The organism is Brevundimonas sp., assembly GCF_046293315.1.
Lineage (GTDB): Bacteria > Pseudomonadota > Alphaproteobacteria > Caulobacterales > Caulobacteraceae > Brevundimonas.
Map to the genome: position 1 here is coordinate 63844 of NZ_JBKBPF010000001.1, position 23872 is coordinate 87715.

A 23872-nucleotide genomic window follows, 5' to 3' on the forward strand; every position below is an offset into this window, starting at 1 on the left:
AGGCGCGGAACGCCGCCGCCAGCTTGACCGTTCCGGGACCATCATGCGCGCTTTCCCCTCCCTCGACCGACCCGAAATGGGCCGTCTGACCCGCCGCCTCCTCACCCTGGCGCGGGGCGAGCTCGCGCTCCTGACCGCCCTGTTCGTAGGCGGGGCAGGGGTGCTGACCTTCATCGAGATCGCCGACGACATGACCGAGGCGGACGGCCGCGCCTTTGACGCCATGGTTCTGAGCGCGCTGCGGCCCCACGCCGACCCGGGCCACGCCTGGGGGCCCTGGTGGCTCAAGGAGGCCATGGCCGACGTCACCTCGCTGGGCGGCATATCGGTGCTGGGCCTGTTCGCCGTCGCGGTGGTGGGCTTCCTGGTGATACAGAGAAAGCGGCTCTCGGCGCTGATGCTGGTCATTGGACTGGCGGGCGGCGTGGTGCTCAGCGAGGGTTTCAAGGGCGTCTTCGAGCGGGAGCGCCCGCCCGTGGAATACCAGGCGGTGGACACCCTCAACGCCAGCTTCCCGTCCGGCCACGCCCTGTTGTCGACGGTGTTCTACCTGACCGTAGGGGTGATGCTGGCCCGGGTGCTGCCCAGCAAGCGACTGAAGGCCTGGGTCATGGCCATGGCGGTGACCGTGGCCATGCTGGTCGGCCTCAGCCGCGTCTATCTGGGCGCCCACTGGGCCACGGACGTCTTCGCCGGATGGAGCCTGGGCGCCGCCTGGGCCATGGCCCTGTGGCTGGCCGCCCACCTGATCGAACGCTTCCAGCGCCGCCACCACGCCCCGCTGCAGGACCAGCCGGCGCCGGAATAGGGGGGAGGGTCTGAGGATGGCGAAGGCGCGGGGCGTCCGTCAGTCGCTTCCCGATGCCGCATGGGCCGCAACCTCGGCGGCCTGAACCCGAAGGTCCGGGACCGAGGTGATTTCCCAGAAGGTTCCCCTCGTCAGGGGGCCGACGGCGTGGAGCGCCGCGATCGGTTCACCCGATTTGGCCAGGGGTTGGCAGCGGTCGTTGACATGGATGCCGAGGCCATTGGGATCAGGGGTGACCAGTTCCCGCGCCAGCAGATTACGGATCAGGGGCGAGCGGCTCTGCCGGATCTCGCCGAGCGGACCGGTGCAATTGACGACAGCATCGAGGCGTCGCGTCGCCGTTCGTTGCGAGCCGCGTGGCCGAAAGGTGAGGATCACCGCGTCCCCTTCCAGATCCAGGCTGACGACGCGGCCGGCCAGAACCGTGAGGTCGCCGCTGGCGATCATCTGGTGAATCTGTCCTGCCGCCATGGTCGAAAGGCGATGGCGATGCACGTCCCAGTGGGGCCGCAGGTGGCGCAGAATCCCGGCCCGTTCGCCGGGCGACCAGTCGCGCCAGAGGTCGCGCGCCGAGCGGCGAACCTCGTCCACCACGTCGCGCCATTCCCGGGTTCTCGTCTGTCGACGCGCCTGTCGCAGCACCTGAACCGGGCTGCCCGCGTACGGCACGGATTCAGATCCGCCAGGCGCCGCGCCATGGGTGCGGGGCAACAGGCCCCGGCGCGAAATCGCCAGGAGCTTTCGGCCCGGACTTCGCAAACTCATGGCCACATCGACCATGGTCAGACCGGATCCGATCATCAGCACCCGGCGGGCCGAAGACGGCAAACTGGCGGCGGCCCGCCAGGGGTCTCCCACATAGCGCCAGGTTTCCTCCAGCGCCGGGGCGATGCCCGGCGGCGTCATGGGCTCGATATTGCCCAGGGCGAGCACAGCCGCGTCCGCCTCGACCTTGAAACCGTCGTCCAGGACGACGGACCAGCCGCCCGCCCTAGGCTCGAGATCGACCGCTTCGCCCCGTATCAGGGTCAGGCGATCTCCCGACCCCTCGTTGGCCATGGTCTCCGCCAGAAGGCTGCGCAGATACTCGCCATAGACGCCCCGCGTTATGAAGCCGTCGTGCACCGTCCACTGGCTGTGGGTCGCCAGCCAGTCGATGAGATGGTCCGGCCTGTCCGGAAAGGCGCTCATATTGCCCAGCCGGACGTTCAGCAGGTGGTCCGGATTGCCGGTGGCGTAGGCCGCGCCGGTGGCGAATGAGGTGGACCTTTCGATCAGGGTCACCTTCGTCTTCGGCGCCCTGAGCAGATGGATGGCCGTCAGCAGTCCGCTGAATCCGGCGCCGATGACGGCGAAACGTCTCATCACATCGTGCTCTCTGCTGCGCGCCGGACGGCGCCGCCGGTTTGCTGGCTTCAGAAGCTGCGGGTCAGGTCGAGGCCGCCATAGAGGCTGTCGCCCTCGTCGTTGGCGTTGGGTGCATCGTCGAGGAAATCACCGCGGATCAAGGCTCCCCCCGTCAGCTCCAGACGCCAGACGCGGGGCTGCAGCCAGTAGCGGGTCTTGAGTTCCAGTTGATGGCCCGCGAAACGGCCCGAGGCGCCCGAGGCGTCGCGTACTCCCGTGCTGGCGAAGGCGTCCCGGGCCTCGTCCAGCCACAGGGCGCGGTAGAAGGCGAACCCGTCCCAGCGGCTGCTTGGCGCCACCTCGACCCGAACACCGGGCGAGCTGAGGTTGGAACGGCTCAACGGGCCGAACAGGCCAGTAGGGCCGAAGTCGGGGCCTCGCGGGCCGAACAGGCTGTCGAAGCGGTTGTACTCGCCGTCGGTCGGGTCGCTGTCGCCGCTGCCCAGATCGTATTCCAGCGACACGCGCGGGGACCATGGCGCATCGAAACGATAGCCCACCTCGGCGTGAAGATAGTGCGCGCGCACATCCAGGGCTGTCACGTCAGCGGCGGCGGTGGAGGCGCGGGTCTCGCCGGTCTGCCAGCCGCCCTCGATCTCGAAGTCCCAGGCCCCGGCGCGGGGGGCCCGGTGCAGGCGGCCCCCCAAGGTGACGATGTCGCGGTCGCGCGTCTGGCGTCGCCCATCCTGTTCCTCCAGGCCGAAGACGAAGGCCTCCAGCGCGGCCCCGCCCGGCAGGCCTTTGCGACCATAGAAGGCCCCCCAGAAGCGCAGGTCGGTGGTCTGGTCGTCCCAGTCGTGGCGATTGTCGAGCAGGGAGGCCTGGTCGGACGGCAGGCGGTTCACCGGCAGGGTGTAGAAGGCGGAAAGCTGATGGTCGCCCCGCTCCCAGTCCACGGCCGCGCCGGTGAAGGTGGTGCTGGCGTTGGGATAGCCCCCGTAGCCCACCAGGCGCCGCGAGCCGAAGTCCAGCTTGAATCGTCCCACGCGCGTCGACGCCTCTGCGCCCTCGCCGAACAGGTTCGGCGTGTCGAAACGCACATGGGCCTGCAACACGTCGAAGGTGTTGATCTCGGAGTTGGTGATGGACGAGCCCGTGTCTGCGCCCCAGCCGCGCGCATCCAGCACCTCGATCACGAGGGCGGCGGGCGCCAGGTCCAGTTCGGCGCGGACCTGCGTGCGCAGGCTGAATAGCTGGTCCGAACCTGTCAGGCCGGCGCGGAACTGGTCGCTGAGGCTTTCATAGCGAGCCCGGACGTCGCCGCTGACGGTCAGGCGATCAGGGTCGCCCAGCGCCTGCTGCAGGGTCCAGGACGGCGCATCCTGGGCGAGGGTGGGCGAGGCCATGGACAGGGACGTGGCCAGAGCAAGCGCAGAGACGCCTGCCAGGATCGAGGCGGGATGGGGGATCATGAAAGCGCTCCTTTATCTACTAAATTGATAGGGTTTTTGGGCGTGCGGTGTCGTGGAGGGGGCTGGTTCTAGCGGGGATAGAGGTGGAAACGGGCGGGCGACAGGCGCACGGATGCGCCCGGTTTGACGGTGGTCAAAGGGTCATCGGACGGGCGGTCAAGCTCCAGAATGCGGCCCTCGATCTCGCACTCCACACGCATGAGAGCCCCGCGCGCAGATATGGAGATCACCCGCGCCTGCAGGCCGTCATCGGCCAGCCTCAGGGTGTCGGGGCGCACACAGAGAAGCGCCGGTCCCGGGGTCGCATCCGCCGGGGCCGGGCCGCGCCAGCCGTGAGCGTGCACCTCGCCGTCGACCACCTCCGCCTCCAGTTCCAGCGAGGCGCCTAGGAAGTCGTGCACGAAGGGGTTCGCGGGGCGCTCGTAGAGCGCCTGGGGGGTGTCCACCTGCTGCAGCTGGCCGTCCTTGAGGATCGCCACCCGGTCGGCCAGGTCGATGGCCTCCTCCTGATCGTGGGTGACGAAGACGGTGGTGACGCCGGTCTCGTCATGGATGTGCCGAAGCCAGCGGCGCAGGTCCCGGCGCACCTTGGCGTCCAGGGCGCCGAAGGGCTCGTCCAGCAACAGGATGCGCGGTTCGATGGCCAGGGCGCGGGCCAGGGCGACCCGTTGGCGTTGGCCGCCCGACAACTGGGCCGGATAGCGTCCGCCCAGATCCTCCAGCTGGACCAGCTTCAGCAGTTCCTGAACCCGCGCGTTGATGTCGGACTTCGACGGGCGCTCGCGACGGGAACGCACCTTCAGCCCGAAGGCGATGTTGCGGGCCACGGTCATGTGCCGGAACAGGGCGTAGTGCTGGAACACCAGACCGACCCGGCGCTGGCGCGGGGTCTGCGACAGGAAGTCCTGCCCCTCGAAACGCACCTGTCCCGTGTCCGGCGTTTCGAGCCCGGCGAGGATGCGCAGAAGCGTCGTCTTGCCCGATCCCGAGGGGCCAAGCAGGGCCAGAAACTCGCCGTCCTCCGCCTTCAGGCTCACGTCCTTCAGCGCCGGGAAACGGTCGAAGCTCTTGGAGACGGATTGAATCTCGAGCGGCATGGTCAGTGACGTCTCCGGACGGCCAACTCGCCGGCGTAACGCCATTCCAGCAGGCTCTTGATGAGGAGGGTGACCAGGGCGAGCCCGGCCAGCAGGCTGGCGGTCGCGAAGGCGCCGACGAAATTGTACTCGTTGTAGAGAATCTCGACGTGCAGCGGCAGGGTGTTGGTCTGGCCCCGGATGTGGCCCGAGACCACGGACACCGCGCCGAACTCGCCCATGGCGCGGGCGTTGCAGAGCAGGACCCCGTAAAGCAGGGCCCAGCGAATGTTGGGCAGGGTCACCTGGAAGAAGGTGGTCCAGCCGCCGGCGCCCAGGGTGATGGCTGCGGATTCCTCGTCGGCGCCCTGTTCCTGCATCAGCGGGATCAGCTCGCGGGCCACGAAGGGCAGGGTGACCAGAACCGTCGCCAGCACCAGTCCGGTGACGGTGAAGATGACGCGGATGCCCAGGGCGTCCAGCACCGGGGCGAACCAGCCCGCCGCACCGAACAGCAGGATCCACACCAGACCCGAGATTACCGGCGACACCGAGAAAGGCAGGTCGATCAGGGTGGTCAGGATGCTCTTGCCCCGGAACTCGAAGCGCGTAACGCACCACGCGGCCGCCACGCCGAACACGGCGTTGAGGGGTACCGATATGGCCGCCACCAGCAGGGTCAGGCGCACGGCGGCCCAGGTGTCGGGCTGGTCGATCGAGCCGAGGAACGCCTCCACGCCGCGCCGGAACGCCTCCAGGAAGACGGTGAACAGCGGCAGCAGGATGATCAGCCCCAGCCAGCCCAGCGCCAGCAGGAGCATGGCCGGCGCCCATCCGCGCCATGGCGACCGGGTGGAGGCGGCGATCATGGCGCGATCCTTCGGACCAGGGCGCCCTGAGCTGCGTTCAGCACCAGCAGAATGACGAAGCTGAGCACCAGCATGGCCAGACCCACCGTCGCCGCGCCCGCATAGTTGAACTGCTCCAGCTGGATCACGATCAGCAGGGGCGCGATCTCCGAGCGCAGCGGCATGTTGCCGGCGATGAAGATGACCGAGCCGTACTCCCCGACCGCCCGGGCGAACGCGAGGCCTGCGCCCGAGATCAGGGCGGGCAGGATGGCGGGCAGGATGACCAGGCGCGCGCGCTGGAACGCCGAGGCGCCCAGGGTCTCGGCGGCCTCTTCCACCTCCCGATCCACATCCTCCAGCACCGGCTGGACCGAGCGCACCACGAACGGCAGGCCGACGAAGATGAGCGCCAGAAGAACGCCCAGAGGCGTATAGGCCACCTGGATCCCCAGCCCGGTCAGGAACCCGCCGATGGGCCCGTTGGGCGCATAGATGGCCGTCAGGGCGATGCCCGCCACCGCGGTGGGCAGGGCGAAGGGCAGATCGACGATGGCGTCGATGATCCGCTTGCCGGGAAAGTCATACCGGACCAGCGCCCAGGCTACGACGACACCCATGACCACATTGATCAGGGCCGCCAGCGCCGCCGCGCCGAAGCTGAGCCTGAGCGCCGCCACGGTGCGGGGATTGGTCACCACCGCCCAAACCCCGTCCAGACCAAGCTCCCATGGCCGCAGCACCAGGGCCGACAGCGGGATCAGCACAACCAGCGACAGGTAGAACACCGTGAAGCCGAAGGCGATGGGAAAGCCCGGCAGGATGCTGGGGGCTTTCCACCGCCATCGTCTGGCGGCGATCGCCGTCATCCGGCGCTCGGTTGATAGATGGCGTCGAAGACGCCGCCGTCGGCGAAGTGAATCTGCTGGGCCTGCTGCCAGCCGCCGAAGTCGGCGATGGTGGAAAGGTCCAGATCCGGAAACCGGTCCGTCAGGGTGGCGGCCACGTCGGGGTTGCGCGGCCGGTAGAAATGCTGGCCCGCCAGGGTCTGGGCCGGCTCGGAATAGAGGTGCTCCAGATAGGCTTCGGCGACGGCGCGCGAGCCCTTGCGGTCCACGATGCGATCCACCACCGTCACCGACGGCTCGGCCAGGATCGAATAGGGCGGCACGACGATGTCGACGCTGTCGGGGCCCAGTTCCTCGACCGCCAGGAAGGCCTCGTTCTCCCACGCCAGCAGCACGTCGCCGATGCCGCGCTGGACGAAGGTGGTGGTCGATCCCCGGGCCCCGGTGTCCAGCACCGGCACATGGCGGAACAACTCGCCGACGAAGGCACGCGCCGTGGTCTCGGAGCCGCCCGGTCGCCGCAGGGCGTCGCCCCACGCCGCCAGATAGTTCCACCGGGCGCCGCCTGACGTCTTGGGATTGGGCGTGATGACCTGCACGCCCTCGCGGACCAGATCGGGCCAGTCGCGGATGGCCTTCGGATTGCCCTTGCGTACGAGGAACACGATGGTGGAGGTGTAGGGGGCGGAATTGTTCGGCAGCCGGGTCTCCCAGTTCTGCGCCACCAGCCCGCGCTGGGCCAGTTCGTCGATGTCGCCGGCCAGGGCGAGGGTGGCCACGTCCGCCTCAAGCCCGTCGATGATCGAGCGGGCCTGACGACCCGAGCCGCCGTGGGACTGCTCCACCGTCAGGCCGGGATTGCCCCGCCGCCGCCATTCCTCATCGAATAGTGGATTGTAGTCCTGATAGAATTCCCGGGTGGGGTCGTAGGAGACATTCAGCAGGCGGGTCGCGCCGCTGGTCTGTCCGGAGCACGCCGCCAAGGTCAGCGCCCCGGTTCCGATAAGCAGTCTACGCCGGTCCAACATGTTCAGCCCTCCTCGTTGATCGCGGAGATCAGGGGGACAGATTATTTCCTATCCGACAAGTAGGAATACGGCGATTATCTCTGAAACGTGATGTCAGGTCAGCTCTTCGAGAGCGCCGGAAACCTTTGTCAGATCGGAGAGTTTACGCGCCTCCAGAATGGCCGCCAAGGCGTCACGACCCTCCAGAAGAATGTGCCTGATGCGGCAATTGTCGATGTCCGCACAGTCATCGCAGGGCTTGAACGACGTGCGCGAGGCGCAGGGCGCCAGGGCGAGGGGGCCGTCTATGGATCGCAGGATGTCGGCGACCGTGATCTCCGACGCCGGGCGGGCAAGTTCATAGCCGCCCATGCGCCCGCGGCGGCTTTCCAGAATCCCGTCCAGTTTCAGCTCCAGAAGAATGGTCTCCAGAAACTTGCGTGGCGACCGCGCGCCCGCCGCGATCTCCGCGATCGACGCGGGCCGGGGATGGCGCTCGGCCAGAAAGATGAGCGAGCGCAGGGCGTAGCGGGCTTTGTTGGAGATCATGGCACCACGATGAGGGCCGACGCGTCAGGCCGCAACCTGTCCCCTGGGTCCAGCGAATAAAAAACTGCCCGCGCTTGGGCTTCACGGGGACCATTTCCAGATGATCTCGACAGCAAGGTGGTGGCTGGGGGCGGGATCGAACCGCCGACCTATGGGTTATGAATCCATCGCTCTAACCACCTGAGCTACCCAGCCGCCGGAGACGCCCGGAGCCGGGCGCGTGGTCAAGAGAGACGCGCCTATATAGGGCCTGCCATTCCGGTTCAAGACTGTCGCGGCGTTCCGTGCGCCGACGCTTCAAGCGGCCGCGCGCCACTGGCGCGAGGGCTGGGCCGGGCGGAAGGTTTCGGCCTTGAACTCGTCCCACAGGGCGTCCTCGTCCGTATAGCGTCCGGCGGCGGCGTCGATCACGTCCACCACCTGTTCCTCCAGCCGATCCCAGATCACCGCCAGGTCGCCGCAGCCGTCGGCCTCGCAAGGCACGATCAGGTAGCGGGCGTCGTTGACGGCGCGGCCCGGGATGAAGGCGTTGGGGGCGTAGCGGGCGGCGATCTGGCTGGCCATGGCGGGGTCCTTCGGAAATCTGTGTGGCGTCTTGCTGATGAAAGCACCCTATGACAGGGTTGCGCCAAAATCGGACGTAGGTGCAATGAGACACGACAAGGCGGCCGTGGTCATCGAGCTGGCCCGCCGTATGGCCGGCAGCGCCGAGGGCCTGACCCTGGAGGACATGGCCCGGGACATGGGCGTGGGCCGCCGCACCGCCGAGCGCCTGCGCGACGCGGTGCTGATGCTGTTCCCCGGCGCCGAGGAGGTGTCGGACCCGCCCACCAAACGCTGGCGCATCCGCGGCGGGCTGTCGGCCTTCGAACAGGCGCCCACCACCACCGAGCTGGTGGAGCTGAACCGGGCCGCCCTGGCCCTGCGCCGTGCCGACGAGCCGGTGCGGGCGGCGGCCCTCGAAAGCCTGGAGCGCAAGATCAAGTCCGCGGTGCGCTCCACCACCCTGAACCGGCTGGCGCCCGATCTGGAGGCGCTGGTGCGGGCCGAGACCATCGCGGTCCAGGCCGGGCCCCGCCCCACGGCGGACGAGGCCATGCTGGCGGCCATCCGGGGCGCGGTGCTGGCGGAGCGGGCGCTGGGCTTCATCTACAGCCGGCCGGGCGCCGAGGCGCGCCGCCGCACGGTGGCGCCCTGCGGCCTTATGTTCGGCCGCGCCAACTATCTGGTGGCCGCCGATCTGGGCACCCGTAAGGTCCAGACCTTCCGGCTGGACCGCATGAGCGCGGTGGAGGCGCTGGACCAGACCGCCCGTCCGCCCGAGGGCTTTGATCTGGCCGCCTTCGCCAACCGCTCGTTCGGCATCTATCAGGACGATGTGGAGGACGTGGCCCTGCACGTGACCGCCGAGGGCGCGGCGGAGGCGCGCGCCTGGCGCTGGCACCCCACCCAGACGCTGGAGGACCAGCCCGACGGCTCGGTCATCGTGCGCTTCACCGCCAGCGGCCTGCGCGAACTGGCCTGGCACCTGTTCACCTGGGGCGAGCGGGTCCGCATCCTGGCCCCCGAACGGCTCAAGGCTGTGATGGCCGACGAGCTGGCTGCGGCGATGCGGGCGCATGGAACGCCTTGAGATCGCCCTCATGACGGGGTGAAACGGAACGGGAACGGATGTAATAGACTCCGTCATCCGCCCGGGATTGAGTTCGCTCCTCATGTTCGCCGCCGCCACCACATGCCCTTCTCCCGTTGGGAGAAGGGGGAACCCGCGCACCGGAACGCGTGAGCGATCCGGTTCTGGCGCGGGGGATGAGGGTCGGGTGGTCTGGCAGCACACGCCCGACCCTCACCCTGCGCGCGAAGAAGCGGCCTGCTTCGCATTCCGCTGCGCGCAGCCCTCTCCCATCGGGAGAGAGACAGCGTGAGCGATCTTCTGCCGCCCCGCTTCGCCGACTGGTTCGCCGGGCGGGGCTGGGCCGCGCGCGATCACCAGCTGGCCATGGTGGCCAAGGGGCGCGAGGACGCCGACGTGCTGCTGGTGGCGCCCACCGGCGGCGGCAAGACCCTGGCCGGCTTCCTGCCCAGCCTGATCGACCTGACCGAGCGCGGCCCCCGCAACGGGCCGAAGGGCGTCCACACCCTCTACATATCGCCGCTGAAGGCGCTGGCGGTGGACGTGGAGCGCAATCTGATGACCCCGGTGCGCGAGATGGACCTGCCCATCGTGGTGGAGTCCCGCACCGGCGACACGGGGCAGGCGCGAAAACAGCGCCAGCGGATCGCCCCGCCCGACATCCTGCTGACCACCCCCGAGCAACTGGCCCTGTTCTGCGCCTGGGAGGGCGCGCGGGGCTATTTCGCCGACCTGCGCTGCGTGGTGGTGGACGAGATCCACGCCATCCACAGCTCCAAGCGCGGCGACCTGCTGTCTCTGGGGCTGGCGCGGCTGCGGCAGTTCGCGCCCCACGCGCGGTTCGTCGGCCTGTCGGCGACGGTGGATGATCCGGTGGCGGTGCGTGGCTGGCTGTCGGACCGGGGCGACGACATGGTGCTGGGACGCCCCGGCGCGCCGCCGGTCATGGAAGTGCTGCTGTCCGGGAACCGGGTGCCCTGGGCCGGCCACACCGCCCAGCACGCCATGGACGAGGTCTATGAGACCATCAAGACGGCGACGACCACCCTGATCTTCGTCAATACGCGCTGGCAGGCCGAGTTCGCCTTTCAGGAGCTGTGGCGGCTGAACGAGGACGGTCTGGCCATCGCCCTGCACCACGGCAGCCTGTCAGCCGAACAGCGCCGCAAGGTGGAGGCGCTCATGGCCAGAGGCGAACTGCGGGCGGTGGTCTGCACCTCCACCCTCGATCTGGGGATCGACTGGGGCGCGGTGGATCTGGTGATCCAGTTGGCCGCGCCCAAGGGCTCGTCGCGGCTGGTCCAGCGCATCGGCCGGGCCAACCACCGGCTGGACGAGCCGTCGCGCGCCATTCTGGTGCCCGCCAGCCGCTTCGAGATGCTCGAGTGTCAGGCGGCGGTGGAGGCGGTGGCGGAGAACGCCCTGGACGGCGAGCCGGTGCGGGTCGGGGCGCTGGATGTGCTGGCCCAGCACGTCATGGGCTGCGCCTGTTCTGAGCCGTTCGACCTGCAGGCCCTGTACGACGAGGTGCGCCGCGCCGCGCCCTATGCGGACCTGTCCTGGGAGGACTGGGAGCGGGTGGTCGATTTCGTCTCCACCGGCGGCTACGCGCTGAAATCCTATGACCGCTATCGCCGCATCGTGCGGGGGCAGGACGGGTTGTGGCGGGTGCGCAACGAGGAGACCGCGCGCCGCCACCGGATGAACGTGGGCGCCATCATCACCGCCCAGACCCTGAGCCTGCGCCTGCCCGGCCGCCACGGCTCGGGCCGCAAGATCGGCGAGGCCGAGGAATGGTTCTTCGAACAGATGACGCCCGGCGACACCTTCGTCTTCGGCGGCGAGATCTGGCGCTTCATGGGCATCGAGGGGACCAACGCCATCGTCACCCGCGCGGCGGACAAGGAGCCCAAGGTGCCCAGCTGGGGCATGTCCAAGTTCCCCCTGTCCACCTTCCTCGCCAGCCGGGTGCGGCGGATGATGAGCGACCCGTCCGCCTGGTCCGTCCTGCCCGCCGATGTGCAGGAGTGGCTGGAGGCCCAGCGCGACCACTCCAGCCTGCCGGGCATCGACGACCTGCTGATCGAGACCTTCGCGCGGGGCAATCGCCATTTCATGGTGGCCTATCCGTTCGAGGGGCGGATCGCCCACTCGACCCTGGCCATGCTGCTGACCCGGCGGCTGGACCGGGCGGGGGTCGGCCCCATCGGCTATGTGGCCAACGACTACATGCTGGCCATCTGGTCGGTGAAGTCCATGGACGGGGTGGATTTCGACGCCCTGTTCGAACAGGACATGCTGGGCGACGATCTGGAAAGCTGGCTGGACGAGAGCTTCATGATGAAGCGCACCTTCAAGGACTGCGCCCTGATCGCCGGCCTGATCGAGCGACGCATGCCGGGTCACGAGAAGAACGGCCGTCAGGTCACCTTCTCGGCGGACCTGATCTACGACACCCTGCGCCGCCACGATCCCGAGCACCTGTTGCTGCAGTGCGCGCGGGCGGACGCGGCGCGGGGCCTGCTGGACGTGGCGCGGCTGGGCGAGCTTCTGGCCCGCATCCGGGGCCGCATCCGGGTCCAGCGGCTGGAGCGGGTCTCGCCCTTCGCCGTGCCCGCCATGATGGAGATCGGTCGCGAGCGCGCGCCGGGCTCCTCGGCGGCGGAGATGATGCTGGAGCAGGCGGCCCTGATCGAGGAGGCGATGGCGTGACGGTGTGGCGGGTTCAGCAGCGGGCGTGCGGCTCGGCGGTCATGGCGGTCAATGACGCCGAGGTGGTCCTGCGCCCCTCCGGCGCCCTGTGGCTGGAGGGCGAGCGGGCGCTGGTCGTAGCGGACCTGCACCTCGAGAAGGGCTCGGCCTACGCCGCCCGCGGCCAGATGTTACCCCCCTACGACACCCGCGAGACCCTGGACCGGCTGCAGGCCGAGATCGAGGCGCTGGACCCGCGTGTGACCGTGCTGCTGGGCGACACCCTGCATGACGGCTCGGCCACCACCCGTATCGCCCCGGACGACCGGGCGCGCATCGCCGGCCTGGCCCGGCGCACCACCCTGCTGTGGATCACCGGCAACCACGACCCGGACGGATCCGGCGATCTGGCAGGCGAGACGGCGGTGGAGATCGGCCTGTCGAAACTGGTCCTGCGCCACGAACCCAGCCCCGGCCCCACGCCCGGCGAGGCGGCAGGACACCTGCACCCCTGCGCACGGGTGAAGGGGACGGCCGGGTCGGTGCGGCGGCGATGCTTCGTCACCGACGGCCAGCGCCTGATCCTGCCCGCCTTCGGCGCCTACGCCGGCGGACTGAATGTGCGCGACCCGGCCTTCTCTGGCCTGTTCGCGCGCCCCCCGCTGGCCGTTGCGCTGGGGAAGAAGGCGCACCCGGTGCGGTGGTCAGCCCTGGTCGGCGACTGAGTTTCCTTCTCCCCTTGAGGGAGAAGGTGGCCCCCGGAGGCGGTCGGATGAGGGGTATGGTTCCGCATCACGGACCGCGGGCGTCCTGCACCGCTTCACCCTCACCCTGCGCGCGAAGGAGCGGTCTGCTTCGCATCCCGCTGCGCGCAGCCCTCTCCCACAAGGGGAGAGGGGCGTTTAGAAGCCCAGCGCCTGACGCCATGCCTCGATGCGCGCCAGCTTGGCGTTGAACGGCGCCCAGTCGTCGTGCTCGGCGATGGCCGCCCACAGGGTCTCCACCTCGTCGATCAGCAGTTCCTCGGGCTCGTCGGCCCGGAACGCCGGATGCTCCAGCCGCTCGGGCCGGTCGGGCTCGTGCTCGAACAGGGCGAAGCGGAAGGCGTCGAATGCCTCGCCCTGATACAGCGTCCGGCGCGGCCCGCGCAGGGCGCGTTCGGACGAGGCGAAGCCGGCGAACCAGTCGAAGAACAGCGGCTCCCATCGCAGCGCCTCGCCGCCTTCGCGCAGCAGGGCCAGTGTGGTGTCCACCAGCCGCTGATCCGCCGCCTCGCCCAGGCTCTTCACGCCCAGCCGCATCAGGAACGCCGCGCGCAGATGCCGGATATAGGCAGGGCCGAAGCCGTTCAGGGCGTCGGTCAGGGGTTCGGCGTCCGCCACCATGCGCAGGGCGCCGCCCAGCTGGGTCAGGTTCCAGAACACCGCCTCGGGCTGGCGCGCGAAGGCGTACAGTCCGGTCTGGTCGAAATAGGCGGCCGTGAAGCCGGGCTCGTAGTGCGGCAGGAAACGCCACGGGCCATAGTCGAAGCTCTCGCCCGTCACGTTCAGATTATCGGTGTTCAGCACCCCGTGCACGAAGCCGGCGGCGATCCATCGGGCGGTCAGCTTCGCCGATGCCTCCACCACGGCGGCCAGCAGGCCCGCCGCGTCGCCCTCGGCCACCTGCGGGTGATAGTGCGCCCGCACATGCTCGATCAGGGTCTCGATCTGGTCGCGCCGCTCCAGATAAGCGGCCCGCTGGAACGTGCCGAAGCGCACATGGCTGTGGCCCAGACGAACCAGCACCGCCGAGCGCGCAGGCGAGGGCTCGTCGTGGCGGGTCAGTTGCTCGCCCGTCTCGATCAGGCTGAACGGCCGACTGGTGGGGACGCCCAGCGCCTCCAGCATCAGCGGCGCCAGCACCTCGCGCACCCCGCCCTTCAGGGTCAGTCGCCCGTCGGCGCCGCGCGACCAGGGCGTCTGGCCCGAGCCCTTGGTCGCCAGATCCAGCAGGCGGCCGGTCCCGGCCTCCAGCATCTGGGCGGCCAGAAAGCCGCGCCCGTCGCCCAGATCGGGATTGTAAGTGCGGAACTGGTGCCCGTGATAGCGCATGGCCACCGGCCCGGGCTGACCGGACAGGGGGGCGAACCGGCCGAAGGCGTCGGTCCATTCGGCCTCAGTCAGGCCATCCAGCCCCACGGTCATCGCCGCGCGATTGTTACGAAACCGCGTTATGTGCTGAGGGAAGTCGGCCGGTTCGACGGCGTCGCCGAACTCGTCTCCCAGTTGAAAGAACGCGGGGCGGGGGCTGTGGGCGTCTAGAACGGGCATGGGGGGTTAGGTGCGCGCACGGGGGGTGCGGCGCAAGGCTCCGTCACGGGTAACCATTGGGGGATGGGGTCATGGCGCGGCGGATCACGCTGGATTTTCTCAAGACCGAGACCACCTCGGGCTCGGTTCTGGGATTGGCGGCCCTGGCGGCGCTGGTCGTGGCGAATTCGCCCCTGGCGGGAGAGTACTTCGCGGCGCTGAAATCGTATCTGCCGGTCAGCATCGGCGATTTCACCGTGCGTCTGACCATCGCGGACTGGATCAAGGAAGGGCTGATGGCCCTGTTCTTCCTGATCGTGGGTCTGGAGATCAAGCACGAGATCCTGAAGGGCGAGCTGTCGGATGCCCGCAAGCTGGCCGCGCCGGTCCTGGCGGCGGCGGGCGGCATGATCGCCCCGGCCGTGGTCTATCTGAAGATCGCCGAATGGACCGGCGGTCCCACCTCGGGTTGGGCTGTCCCCGTGGCCACCGACATCGCCTTCGCCGTGGCCATCTTCGCCCTGGTGGCGCGCGGCCTGCCGGCGTCGCTGCGCATCTTCCTGCTGACCCTGGCCATCGTCGATGATCTGGGCGCCATCCTGATCATCGGCGCTTTTTTCAGCGAGGGTGTGGAGACCGTTCCCCTGGCCTGGGCGCTGGGCGGGCTGATCGGACTGGGGGCGCTGGCCCGGCAGGGACGGCTGGGCGTTCCCCTCTGGACCCTGGGTTTCCTGTGGGTCTGGTACTTCTCGGTTCAGGCCCAGCTCAGCACCTCGCTGGCCGGTGTCGCCTTCGCCTGCATCGTGCCCATCAATCCCCGGGTCGAGGGACGACGCAGCCCGCTGAAAAGCGCCATGGAGGTCTTGCACCCCTGGGTCGCCTTCGGGGTGTTGCCCCTGTTCGCCTTCGCCAAGGCGGGTTTCTCGTTCGCGGGGTTGTCCATCGACCGGTTGCTGTCGCCGGTGGCCCTGGGGATCGCCGCAGGGCTGTTTTTCGGCAAGCAGGCCGGGGTGATGATCGCCACGGTCTTCACCGTAATGACCCGCCTGGGCAAGCGGCCCTCCAACGCCACCTGGATCGAGATCTACGGCGTCTCTCTGCTGTGCGGGGTCGGCTTCACCATGAGCCTGTTCATCGGCGTCCTGGCCTTTCCCGGGGCGCTGGATTCACCGGTCCAGGCCGAGGTCAAGCTGGGGGTCCTGACCGGGTCGCTGGCGTCCGCCGCGCTCGGATCGGTCATTCTGGGGCGATGTTCGGACCTGCGGCGGCGGCGCGAACAGCAGGGGCGGTCGCGCTCGCAAGCAGCGAAAAGGCCGGAAACCCTTGCCAATATTGACCTTGCGTAACGATTTTCTGTCACTTTCGCGTCACACCGGCAGGTTTCACGGCGGAATTGCGACCGGACTTATTGTCGCGATTCAGACCTTGGACTAGTCGTTGCCTGACGAACCCCGTTTTCCACGAAGAAGCGGGGTCGCAGGGACCAGGAAACGCCGCGGCGTCCACACCGGATGCCGGGCCTCAAGAGCCGGGGGTTGCTCCATGCGCTTCAATAAATTTCTCACCACGTCTGCTTCAGCCATCGTTCTGACGGCCGTCGCCGCTACCGGCGCCGCCGCCCAGGAGGTGACTTCCGTCGACGAGATCATCGTCACCGCCCAGAAGCGGGAGCAGAGCCTGCAGGATGTGCCCATCGTGGTCACCTCCCTGTCGCAGGAAGTTCTGCAAAACGCGGGTGTCCGCGACATCAAGGACATGACGATCCTGACGCCCGGTCTGACCGTGACGTCGACCACATCCGAGACCATCACCACCGCCCGTATCCGCGGCGTCGGCACCGTGGGCGACAACCCCGGCCTGGAAAGCTCGGTCGGCATCGTCATCGACGGCGTCTATCGCCCCCGCAACGGCGTCGGCTTCGGCGACCTGGGCCAGATGTCCCGCATCGAGGTGCTGAAGGGCCCCCAGGGCACCCTGTTCGGCAAGAACACCTCGGCCGGGGTCATCAACATCGTCACCGAGGCCCCTTCGTTCCAGCCCGGCTTCGACGCCGAACTGACCGGCGGGAATTTCGGCGCCTGGGGCGCGGCCGCGTCGGTCACCGGACCGGTGAGCGAAAACATCGCCGGACGCCTGTATGTGGCGGCGCGCGAGCGCGACGGCTACTATGACGTCAACCCGACCAGCGGCCCCCGCACCGCCACGGACGACCAGAACCAGGATTTCTGGACCGTTCGCGGCCAGCTTCTGATCCTGCCCAGCGATGAGGCCTCGATCCGGCTGATCGCCGACTACACCAAGCGGGATGAATACTGCTGCGTCGCCACCCAGGTGCGCACCGGCCCGACCGGCGCGATCATCAACGCCCTGGCCCCTGGCGGCAACGGCGTGGTGGGCCCGCAACCCGGCTTCGCGCCGAACGAGTTCACCCGTTCCGTCAACGCCAACCGTCCCACCGACCAGCAGGTCGAGGACTGGGGGCTGTCGGCTGAAGTGAACGTGGACACCGCCCTCTTCGGTGGCTCGACCCTGACCTCGATCACGGCCGTCCGCGGCTGGGACTCGGTCAACGGTTCGGATATCGACTTCTCGGGCGCGGACCTGTTCTACCGTGAGCCGAACGGCGACTTCGGCTTCAGCATGGACCAGTGGAGCCAGGAACTGCGCCTGGCCGGTTCCAGCGAAAGCTTCGACTGGCTGGTCGGCATGTTCTACGCCGAGGAGCAACTGCGCCGTCAGGACAGCTTCATCTTCGGCGCGGCCTTCACGCCGTTCTTCTCGACCCTGATCACGTCCCAGCTGGGCGCGGCGGATCCCAATGCCCTGCCGTGCATCACCGCCCAGACGACCACCTTCCTGGTCTGCACCGGCGCCATCGCGCCGTTCCCGGGCTTCGTGCCCAGCTTCGGCCCGACCGTCCCGGCCGGCTCCGGCTACATCGACCGCTACAGCCAGTCCTCGGACTCCATCGCCTTCTTCACCAACAACACCTGGCGCGCCACCGACGCGCTGGAGTTCACCCTGGGCCTTCGCTACACGCGCGAAGAGAAGGTCATGCATACGCTGCAGGACAACGTCGGCGGCAGTGACGCGGTCTGCACCGCCGTGCGGGCGAACCCCTTCGCTCCCCCGGCGCTTCTGGGCGGCGCGCTGTGCATCAACCAGCTGAACCCCGATTTCGACGGCCGGGCCTACACGCAGACCCTGGACGACGACGACATCTCCGGACGGTTCGCGGCCCAGTACCGCTTCAGCCCCGAGCTCATGGTGTATGGCTCGTACGCGCGCGGCTACAAGGCGGGCGGCTTTAACCTGGAGCGGTCCACCGGCCCGAACCCGGCGCGCCCGGGCGACGTCCTGCCCATCGATGACACCTCGTTCCCGGCGGAAACCGTGGACAGCTGGGAGCTGGGCTTCAAGTCGACCCTGCTGAACCGCCGGCTGCTGTTCAACGCCACCTGGTTCCACCAGACCTACTCGGACTTCCAGCTGAACACCTTCGCGGGCATCAACTTCATCGTGGAGTCGATCCCCGAGCTGACCTCGACCGGTGTCGACGCCGATCTGCTGTGGCTCACCCCCGTGGAGGGTCTGACCCTGACGAGCGGCGTGACCTACGCCCAGACGGAGTACGGCGACTTCACCGCCGCCGATCTGTCGGATCCGTCGCGGTTCCCGGCCCTGAGCCTGCTGCCGGGCGCCCAGATGTCGTTTGCGCCGGAATGGTCGGTCACGGCGGGCGTCAACTACGACCGCTCGCTGGGCGGCGGCCTGCGTGGCCTGTTCAACCTCTCGGCCAAGTACACGTCGGAATACAACACCGGCTCGGACCTGCTGCCGCTGAAGATGAACGACGCCATGACCCTGGTGAACGGCCGCATCGGCATCGGCTCCGAGGATGACCGCTGGACCCTGGAGATCTGGGGTCAGAACCTGACGGACGAAGAGTACAACCAGGTTGTGTTCAACGGCCCGCTGCAGGGTTCGGCCTTCCAGGCCACGCCCACGGCCTCGGGCCCGTACGCCGGCACCTACTACAACCCGGCGGCCGACACCCTGACCTATAACGCCTTCCTGGGCGCGCCCCGGACCTGGGGCGTGACGCTGCGGGTTCGCTACTGATCCACAGCCGCCTTTGAGTGACTGAAGCCGGCCGGGAGGGCGACCTCCCGGCCGGTTTTGTCTTTGGGAGGGCGGGACGGGTCAGACTCGCCCGTTTGTCCGCCGGTTTCACGGCCCGAACCGCCGCCCCTGCAAGGGCCCTGACGACTTTGGAGGCTTTTTCCGCCGCCGCGTTCGGGGCGCCCGCATACTCACCGGTCGGGTTTGGCGGTGGGACATCCGCAGGCCTGGCGGAATTCAGACAGTCCGAATTGCCGAACGCCCGTCATCGAGGGGAAAAGACAGACAAAACAACAGCTGACTGTGGAGCGCTCGCCCCGATTTCGGACAATTCGGACAATTCGGACAGTCTTTTTCCCGGCGCCAGAGTCCGAAATCAGGCCGCGCGGCGGCGGCGCTGCGGGGCCGGTCTGGCCTCGGCCTCGAACAGCTCGGCCAGCTTCTCGGTCATGGCGCCGCCCAGCTGCTCCACGTCGGTGATGGTCAGGGCCTTGCGGTACCAGCGGGTCACGTCGTGGCCGATGCCGATGGCCAGAAGCTCCACCGGCGACCGCTCCTCGATCCAGCCGATCACCCCGCGCAGGTGCTTGTCCAGATACAGGGACGCATTGGCCGACTGGGTCGAGTCGTCCACCGGGCTGCCGTCGGAGATGACCATCAGGATGCGCCGGGCCTCGCTGCGCGCCAGCAGGCGGTCGTGGGCCCACAGCAGGGCCTCGCCGTCGATGTTCTCCTTCAGCAGGCCCTCGCGCATCATCAGGCCCAGGTTCTTCTTGGACCGGCGCCAGGGCGCGTCGGCGGCCTTGTAGATGATGTGGCGCAGGTCGTTCAGGCGGCCCGGCTCGGGCGGCTTGCCCGCGCTGATCCACGCCTCGCGCGACTGACCGCCCTTCCAGGCGCGGGTGGTGAAGCCCAGCACCTCCACCTTGACGCCGCACCGCTCCAGCGTGCGCGCGAGGATGTCGGCGCACACCGCCGCCACCATGATCGGCCGCCCGCGCATGGAGCCTGAGTTGTCCAGCAGCAGGGTCACCACCGTGTCGCGGAAGGGGCTCTCGCTCTCCTGCTTGAAGCTGAGCGGGGCGGTGGGGTCGGTGATCACCCGGGTCAGGCGGGCGGTGTCCAGCATCCCTTCCTCGAGATCGAACATCCACGAGCGGTTCTGCTGGGCCAGCAGGCGGCGCTGCAGCCGGTTGGCCAGCCGCGCCACGATGCTGGAGAGCTGCACCAGCTGCTGGTCCAGCAGCGACCGCAGCCGCAACAACTCACTGGGATCGCACAGTTCTTCCGCTCCGATGGTCTCGTCGAAGGCGGTAGTGAAAGCGCGGTAGCCGTCGGTGGGCCGGCCGTCGTCGGCGTTGGCGCGGCGCTGGGGCTGGTCGCCCTCGGACAGTTCGGGCTCGCCATCGCCGGGCTCGGCCTCGCCGTCCGCGCGCCCGCCCTCGGGCCGGGTCTCGCGCTCTTCGTCGGCCCCGGCGTCGTCGGCCGAGCCTTCCATGGACTGGCCGCCCTCGCCGCCGGCCTCGTCCTCGTCCTGATCGTCGGCGGCGTCCGGCTCCTGCGGATCGGGCTCCTCCTCGCCGGGGTCGTCCGAGGCGTCCTCGCCACGGCCGTCGCCGGGATCCAGATCCAGCGCGCGCAGCACGTCCTTCAGGGCTGTTCCGAACGCCGCCTGATCTCCCGCCAGGCTGGTCAGGGCATCCAGATGGGCCCCCGCCCGCGCCTCAAGATCAGCGCGCACCAGATCCACCATGGGCTTGAGCCCGTCCGGCGCGGGTTCGCCCGTCAGTCGCTCGCGCACCAGCAGGCCCACGGCCTCGGCCACGGGGACGCGCTGGGCCTCGGTGGCGGCGGCCGCCCCCATTCGGTGCAGGCGCGACACAAGGGCCGCGTTCATGTTGTCGCGCACGCCCTTCAGCGCGGCCGAGCCCACCGCCTCGACACGGGTCTGCTCCACCGCGTCGAACACCTCGGCGGCCGAGGCGTCGGCGGGGCGCAGACGGGCGTTCAGCCTCTCGTCGTGGTTGGCCAGACGCAGGGCCATGCGATCGGCCTGGCCGCGCAGGGTCTGGGCCTCCGGGCCGCCGGGGTCGCGCGGCGGCGTGGGCAGGGTCAGGGTCTGGCCGACCACCCTGGGTCCGTCGGTCCCGAACAGGACCTCAAGATCGGGCTGTTCCGCCAACGCCCGGGCGGCGTGCGCGATCGCGCGCTTGAAGACTTCGGTCGGACTGTCGGAAACGGCCATGCCCGACACATAGAGCAATGCGCGGGCGGGAAAAGGGCTGTCATTCCTCGGCGAAGGCGACCCGTGCGGCGCCCAGCAGGGCGGCGTGCCTGTGGGTGATCACCCAGGTGGGGATGTCGGCCATGTAGTCCTTGAACCGGCCCTTGCGCTCGAAGCGCTGGCGGAAGGGGCTGGCCTTCAGGAAGGGCAGGATGCGCGGGGCGATGCCGCCGGCGATATAGACCCCGCCGCGCGAGCCCATGGTCAGGGCGATGTCCCCGGCCGCCGCCCCCAGAATGGCGCAGAACCGGGCCAGGGTGGCGCCGCACGCGCTGTTCGGATCCTCCAGCGCCGCGCGGGTGATCTCGGCGGGATCGTCGATGTGGCTCTCGCGCCCGTCGATCTCGGCCAGGGCCCGGTGCATGTTCAGCAGGCCCGGCCCGCAGATCAGGCGCTCGATGGAGACCCGGTCGTAGCGGCGACGCAGGATGCGCAGGATCTCGTCCTCGACCGGGTCGCCCGGGGCGAAACAGGCGTGGCCGCCCTCGGACGGCAGGGCCATTTCATTGCCGTGGATGTCCCGCGCCAGTCCGGCCACGCCGAAGCCTGTGCCGGGGCCGAGCACCGCGATGGCCGAATGGGCGTCGCCCTGTTCGGGCCCGCCGAGGCGTTCCAGACAGTCGCCCGGCACGATGGGCGCGCCCCAGGCCAGGGCCTCGAAATCATTGATCAGGCGGACGGGGTTCAGGCCCAGGGTCGCCAGTTCGGCCTCCGACACCTGCCAGGGCGAGTTGGTCAGGTCGATGGCGCCGTCGGTGACGGGACCCGCCACCGCGATAACGCCGCCGGTCGGCTTGACCTCGCAGCCGTCGATGAAGGCCCGCACGCCCTCGAGGAAGGTCGGATAGTCGGCCCCGAGAACGCTCTCGTGGTGCTCCAGCACCGGGCGGCCGTCGCTCCAGCGGGCGATGGCGAAGCGGGCGTTGGTGCCGCCCACGTCGCCAACCAGCAGGGTGCGGTCATCGGTGCGGGCCGGATTGGACGGAATCATCAGGCGTCCACCGTGCGGTCAACGAGGTTGGGATCGGGCGGGGTATCTTCACGCGCGGGCCCGCCGGTGGCGAAGTCGAAACAGACCGAGGCGCCGTCCTCCGCCGCCCCCACCACATGGCGGAACGCAGCGAACAGCTCGCGGCCGTAGCCCCAGGCCGAACCCTCGGCATAGGCCTGCGGCCGCGGGGCGAGGGGGCGGTCCTCGAAGCCGTCGGCCCCCACCACGGTTAAGACCCCGCTCTCGGCGTCCAGCCGGATGACGTCGCCGTCGCGCACCTTGGCCAAAGCGCCGCCGTCCAGCGCCTCGGGGCTCAGGTGGATGGCGGCGGGGGTCTTGCCCGAGGCGCCGGACATGCGGCCGTCGGTGACCAGCGCCACCTTGAACCCGCGGTCCTGGATCACCGACAGGGCAGGCGACAGGCTGTGCAGCTCGGGCATGCCGTTGGCCTTGGGCCCCTGGAACCGCAGCACCACGATCACGTCGCGGTCCAGCTGCCCGGCCTTGAACGCCTCCAGCACGTCCTCCTGGCTGTCGAACACGGCGGCGGGGGCCTCGACGATCCGGTTCTCCGGCTTGACCGCCGAGACCTTGATCACCGCCCGGCCCAGCGCGCCCTTGACCAGCCGCAGGCCGCCGTCCTTCTGGAACGGGTCCGAGGCCGGGCGCAGGATTTCCGGATCCAGCGTCTCGCTCACCCCGTCCTTCCAGACCAGCACGCCGTCCTCCAGCATGGGCTCCTGGAAATAGGCCTCGATGCCCCGGCCCATGATGGTGGTCACATCGCTGTGCAGATATCCTGCCCGGGCCAGCTCGCGGGTGACGAAGGCCACCCCGCCCGCCGCCTGGAACGCGTTCACGTCGGCCGAGCCGTTGGGATAGACACGCGCCAGCAGGGGCGTGACCGACGAGAGCTCGTCCATGTCGGTCCAGTTGATCAGCACCCCCGCCGCGCGCGCCATGGCCACCAGATGGATGGCGTGGTTGGTGGAGCCGCCGGTGGCCAGCAGGGCGACGATGCCGTTGACGATGGCCTTCTCGTCGATGACGTCGGCCATGCGGCTCCGGCCCTCGCGCGCCAGTTCCACCGCCCGCGTCGCCGCCGCCGCCGTCAGGGCGTCGCGCAGGCCTGTCTCCGGGTGCACGAAGGCGGTCGACGGCAGGTGCAGCCCCATCAGCTCCATCATCATCTGGTTGGAGTTGGCGGTGCCGTAGAAGGTGCAGGTGCCCGGCGAATGGTAGCTGCCGATCTCGCTCTCAAGCAGCGTCTGACGCTCCACCTTCCCCTGCGCATACAGCGCCCGGACGCGGGCCTTCTCGGCGTTGGGAATGCCGGACGGCATGGGTCCGGCGGGGGCGAACACCACGGGCAGATGGCCGAACGCCAGCGCGCCCATGAACAGGCCCGGCACGATCTTGTCGCAGACGCCCAGACAAAGGGCGGCGTCGAAGGCGTCGTGGGTCAGGGCCACGCCGGTGGACATGGCGATGACGTCGCGGCTGAACAGGGACAGCTCCATGCCGGGGCGCCCTTGGGTGACGCCGTCGCACATGGCCGGGACGCCGCCCGCCACCTGGGCCGTGGCGTTGGCCGCGCGCGCCGCCTCGCGCACGATGTCGGGGAAGCGCTCGAACGGCTGGTGGGCCGACAGCATGTCGTTGTAGGCGGTGACGATGCCCACATTGGGCTGGCTGCCCGACATGGCGTTGAGCTTGTCCTTGACCGGGGCGCCGGCGAAGGCGTGGGCCCAGTTGGCGCAGGACAGCTTGGCCCGGCCGGGGGTGTTCCCGGCGGCCCAGTCCATGCGGCGCAGATAGTCCGCGCGGGTCTCGCGGCTGCGGTCGATGATCCGCTGGGTGACGGCGGCGGTGACGGGGTTCAGGGGCACAGGATTCGGGGGCATC

The 23872-nt window shown here is 69.2% G+C and carries 18 protein-coding genes and 1 tRNA gene; 6 read left to right on the plus strand and 13 right to left on the minus strand.

Annotated elements, in window-relative coordinates:
* Positions 1 to 43 precede the first annotated feature (43 nt).
* Positions 44 to 808, plus strand: coding sequence for a phosphatase PAP2 family protein (locus tag ACK4SE_RS00290; RefSeq protein WP_409687046.1), 765 nt, complete (start codon positions 44 to 46; stop codon positions 806 to 808).
* A 39-nt stretch (positions 809 to 847) separates the two neighbouring features.
* Here the strand turns inward: ACK4SE_RS00290 and ACK4SE_RS00295 are convergent, their stop codons facing one another.
* From ACK4SE_RS00295 to ACK4SE_RS00335, 9 genes are all read right to left on the minus strand, one after another.
* A complete protein-coding gene (locus tag ACK4SE_RS00295) occupies positions 848 to 2173 on the minus strand; it encodes an FAD/NAD(P)-binding protein (RefSeq protein ID WP_409687049.1) in 1326 nt (441 codons plus the stop codon).
* Between the two features lie 50 nt (positions 2174 to 2223).
* Positions 2224 to 3627 carry an alginate export family protein gene (locus tag ACK4SE_RS00300; protein WP_409687052.1) on the minus strand — a complete coding sequence of 468 codons (1404 nt, stop codon included), beginning with the start codon at positions 3625 to 3627 and terminating at the stop codon, positions 2224 to 2226.
* A 68-nt stretch (positions 3628 to 3695) separates the two neighbouring features.
* Positions 3696 to 4724, minus strand: coding sequence for a sulfate/molybdate ABC transporter ATP-binding protein (locus ACK4SE_RS00305; protein WP_409687055.1), 1029 nt, complete (start codon positions 4722 to 4724; stop codon positions 3696 to 3698).
* Positions 4725 to 4726: 2 nt separating this feature from the next.
* Complete coding sequence (gene cysW, locus ACK4SE_RS00310) at positions 4727 to 5572, minus strand: sulfate ABC transporter permease subunit CysW (protein WP_409687058.1); 846 nt, start codon at positions 5570 to 5572, stop codon at positions 4727 to 4729.
* Positions 5569 to 6420, minus strand: coding sequence for a sulfate ABC transporter permease subunit CysT (gene cysT / locus ACK4SE_RS00315; RefSeq protein WP_409687061.1), 852 nt, complete (start codon positions 6418 to 6420; stop codon positions 5569 to 5571). The genes cysW and cysT overlap by 4 nt, the downstream gene beginning before the upstream one ends.
* Entirely contained in the window at positions 6417 to 7427 is a 1011-nt protein-coding gene (locus ACK4SE_RS00320) for a sulfate ABC transporter substrate-binding protein (RefSeq protein ID WP_409687064.1), read from the minus strand. Before ACK4SE_RS00320 ends, cysT begins: the two co-directional genes overlap by 4 nt.
* A gap of 93 nt (positions 7428 to 7520) precedes the next feature.
* The gene (locus tag ACK4SE_RS00325) at positions 7521 to 7955 is read right to left on the minus strand and encodes an RrF2 family transcriptional regulator (protein ID WP_409687066.1); all 435 of its coding nucleotides are present in this window, start codon (positions 7953 to 7955) and stop codon (positions 7521 to 7523) included.
* 118 nt (positions 7956 to 8073) lie between these two features.
* A tRNA-Met gene (locus ACK4SE_RS00330) sits at positions 8074 to 8150 on the minus strand.
* 102 nt (positions 8151 to 8252) lie between these two features.
* The gene (locus tag ACK4SE_RS00335) at positions 8253 to 8519 is read right to left on the minus strand and encodes a hypothetical protein (protein WP_409687069.1); all 267 of its coding nucleotides are present in this window, start codon (positions 8517 to 8519) and stop codon (positions 8253 to 8255) included.
* Between the two features lie 85 nt (positions 8520 to 8604).
* Here ACK4SE_RS00335 and ACK4SE_RS00340 point away from each other — a divergent pair, with 85 nt between their 5' ends.
* The 3 genes from ACK4SE_RS00340 (at position 8605) to pdeM (ending at position 13004) form a co-directional block, all read left to right on the plus strand.
* A complete protein-coding gene (locus ACK4SE_RS00340; protein WP_409687072.1) occupies positions 8605 to 9588 on the plus strand; it encodes a helix-turn-helix transcriptional regulator in 984 nt (327 codons plus the stop codon).
* Between the two features lie 288 nt (positions 9589 to 9876).
* The gene (locus tag ACK4SE_RS00345) at positions 9877 to 12300 is read left to right on the plus strand and encodes a ligase-associated DNA damage response DEXH box helicase (protein WP_409687075.1); all 2424 of its coding nucleotides are present in this window, start codon (positions 9877 to 9879) and stop codon (positions 12298 to 12300) included.
* Positions 12301 to 12302: 2 nt separating this feature from the next.
* Entirely contained in the window at positions 12303 to 13004 is a 702-nt protein-coding gene (pdeM, locus tag ACK4SE_RS00350; RefSeq protein WP_409687859.1) for a ligase-associated DNA damage response endonuclease PdeM, read from the plus strand.
* Between the two features lie 177 nt (positions 13005 to 13181).
* Here the strand turns inward: pdeM and ACK4SE_RS00355 are convergent, their stop codons facing one another.
* Positions 13182 to 14591 carry a protein adenylyltransferase SelO family protein gene (locus ACK4SE_RS00355; protein ID WP_409687078.1) on the minus strand — a complete coding sequence of 470 codons (1410 nt, stop codon included), beginning with the start codon at positions 14589 to 14591 and terminating at the stop codon, positions 13182 to 13184.
* Between the two features lie 71 nt (positions 14592 to 14662).
* On the opposite strand from ACK4SE_RS00355, the gene nhaA reads away from it, so the two are divergent.
* The gene (gene nhaA / locus ACK4SE_RS00360; RefSeq protein WP_409687081.1) at positions 14663 to 15916 is read left to right on the plus strand and encodes a Na+/H+ antiporter NhaA; all 1254 of its coding nucleotides are present in this window, start codon (positions 14663 to 14665) and stop codon (positions 15914 to 15916) included.
* A 196-nt stretch (positions 15917 to 16112) separates the two neighbouring features.
* Positions 16113 to 18692, plus strand: coding sequence for a TonB-dependent receptor (locus ACK4SE_RS00365; RefSeq protein ID WP_409687083.1), 2580 nt, complete (start codon positions 16113 to 16115; stop codon positions 18690 to 18692).
* Between the two features lie 376 nt (positions 18693 to 19068).
* Here ACK4SE_RS00365 and cobT read toward each other — a convergent pair whose 3' ends face one another.
* The 3 genes from cobT to edd are packed head-to-tail and all read right to left on the minus strand — an operon-like array spanning position 19069 to position 23856.
* On the minus strand, positions 19069 to 20937 hold the full coding sequence (cobT, locus tag ACK4SE_RS00370; RefSeq protein ID WP_409687086.1) for a cobaltochelatase subunit CobT: 1869 nt from the start codon (positions 20935 to 20937) through the stop codon (positions 19069 to 19071).
* Between the two features lie 40 nt (positions 20938 to 20977).
* Positions 20978 to 21967 carry a glucokinase gene (gene glk, locus ACK4SE_RS00375; RefSeq protein ID WP_409687089.1) on the minus strand — a complete coding sequence of 330 codons (990 nt, stop codon included), beginning with the start codon at positions 21965 to 21967 and terminating at the stop codon, positions 20978 to 20980.
* Positions 21967 to 23856 carry a phosphogluconate dehydratase gene (gene edd / locus ACK4SE_RS00380; protein ID WP_409687862.1) on the minus strand — a complete coding sequence of 630 codons (1890 nt, stop codon included), beginning with the start codon at positions 23854 to 23856 and terminating at the stop codon, positions 21967 to 21969. The genes glk and edd overlap by 1 nt, the downstream gene beginning before the upstream one ends.
* Positions 23857 to 23872: the final 16 nt, after the last annotated feature.

Excerpts from the sequence above, each read along its gene's own strand:
- ACK4SE_RS00290 (WP_409687046.1), top strand. The coding sequence starts at position 44 with ATGCGCGCTTTCCCCTCCCTCGACCGACCCGAAATGGGCCGTCTGACC.
- ACK4SE_RS00295 (WP_409687049.1), bottom strand. The coding sequence starts at position 2,173 with ATGAGACGTTTCGCCGTCATCGGCGCCGGATTCAGCGGACTGCTGACG.
- ACK4SE_RS00300 (WP_409687052.1), bottom strand. The coding sequence starts at position 3,627 with ATGATCCCCCATCCCGCCTCGATCCTGGCAGGCGTCTCTGCGCTTGCT.
- ACK4SE_RS00305 (WP_409687055.1), bottom strand. The coding sequence starts at position 4,724 with ATGCCGCTCGAGATTCAATCCGTCTCCAAGAGCTTCGACCGTTTCCCG.
- cysW (WP_409687058.1), bottom strand. The coding sequence starts at position 5,572 with ATGATCGCCGCCTCCACCCGGTCGCCATGGCGCGGATGGGCGCCGGCC.
- cysT (WP_409687061.1), bottom strand. The coding sequence starts at position 6,420 with ATGACGGCGATCGCCGCCAGACGATGGCGGTGGAAAGCCCCCAGCATC.
- ACK4SE_RS00320 (WP_409687064.1), bottom strand. The coding sequence starts at position 7,427 with ATGTTGGACCGGCGTAGACTGCTTATCGGAACCGGGGCGCTGACCTTG.
- ACK4SE_RS00325 (WP_409687066.1), bottom strand. The coding sequence starts at position 7,955 with ATGATCTCCAACAAAGCCCGCTACGCCCTGCGCTCGCTCATCTTTCTG.
- ACK4SE_RS00335 (WP_409687069.1), bottom strand. The coding sequence starts at position 8,519 with ATGGCCAGCCAGATCGCCGCCCGCTACGCCCCCAACGCCTTCATCCCG.
- ACK4SE_RS00340 (WP_409687072.1), top strand. The coding sequence starts at position 8,605 with ATGAGACACGACAAGGCGGCCGTGGTCATCGAGCTGGCCCGCCGTATG.
- ACK4SE_RS00355 (WP_409687078.1), bottom strand. The coding sequence starts at position 14,591 with ATGCCCGTTCTAGACGCCCACAGCCCCCGCCCCGCGTTCTTTCAACTG.
- nhaA (WP_409687081.1), top strand. The coding sequence starts at position 14,663 with ATGGCGCGGCGGATCACGCTGGATTTTCTCAAGACCGAGACCACCTCG.
- ACK4SE_RS00365 (WP_409687083.1), top strand. The coding sequence starts at position 16,113 with ATGCGCTTCAATAAATTTCTCACCACGTCTGCTTCAGCCATCGTTCTG.
- cobT (WP_409687086.1), bottom strand. The coding sequence starts at position 20,937 with ATGGCCGTTTCCGACAGTCCGACCGAAGTCTTCAAGCGCGCGATCGCG.
- glk (WP_409687089.1), bottom strand. The coding sequence starts at position 21,967 with ATGATTCCGTCCAATCCGGCCCGCACCGATGACCGCACCCTGCTGGTT.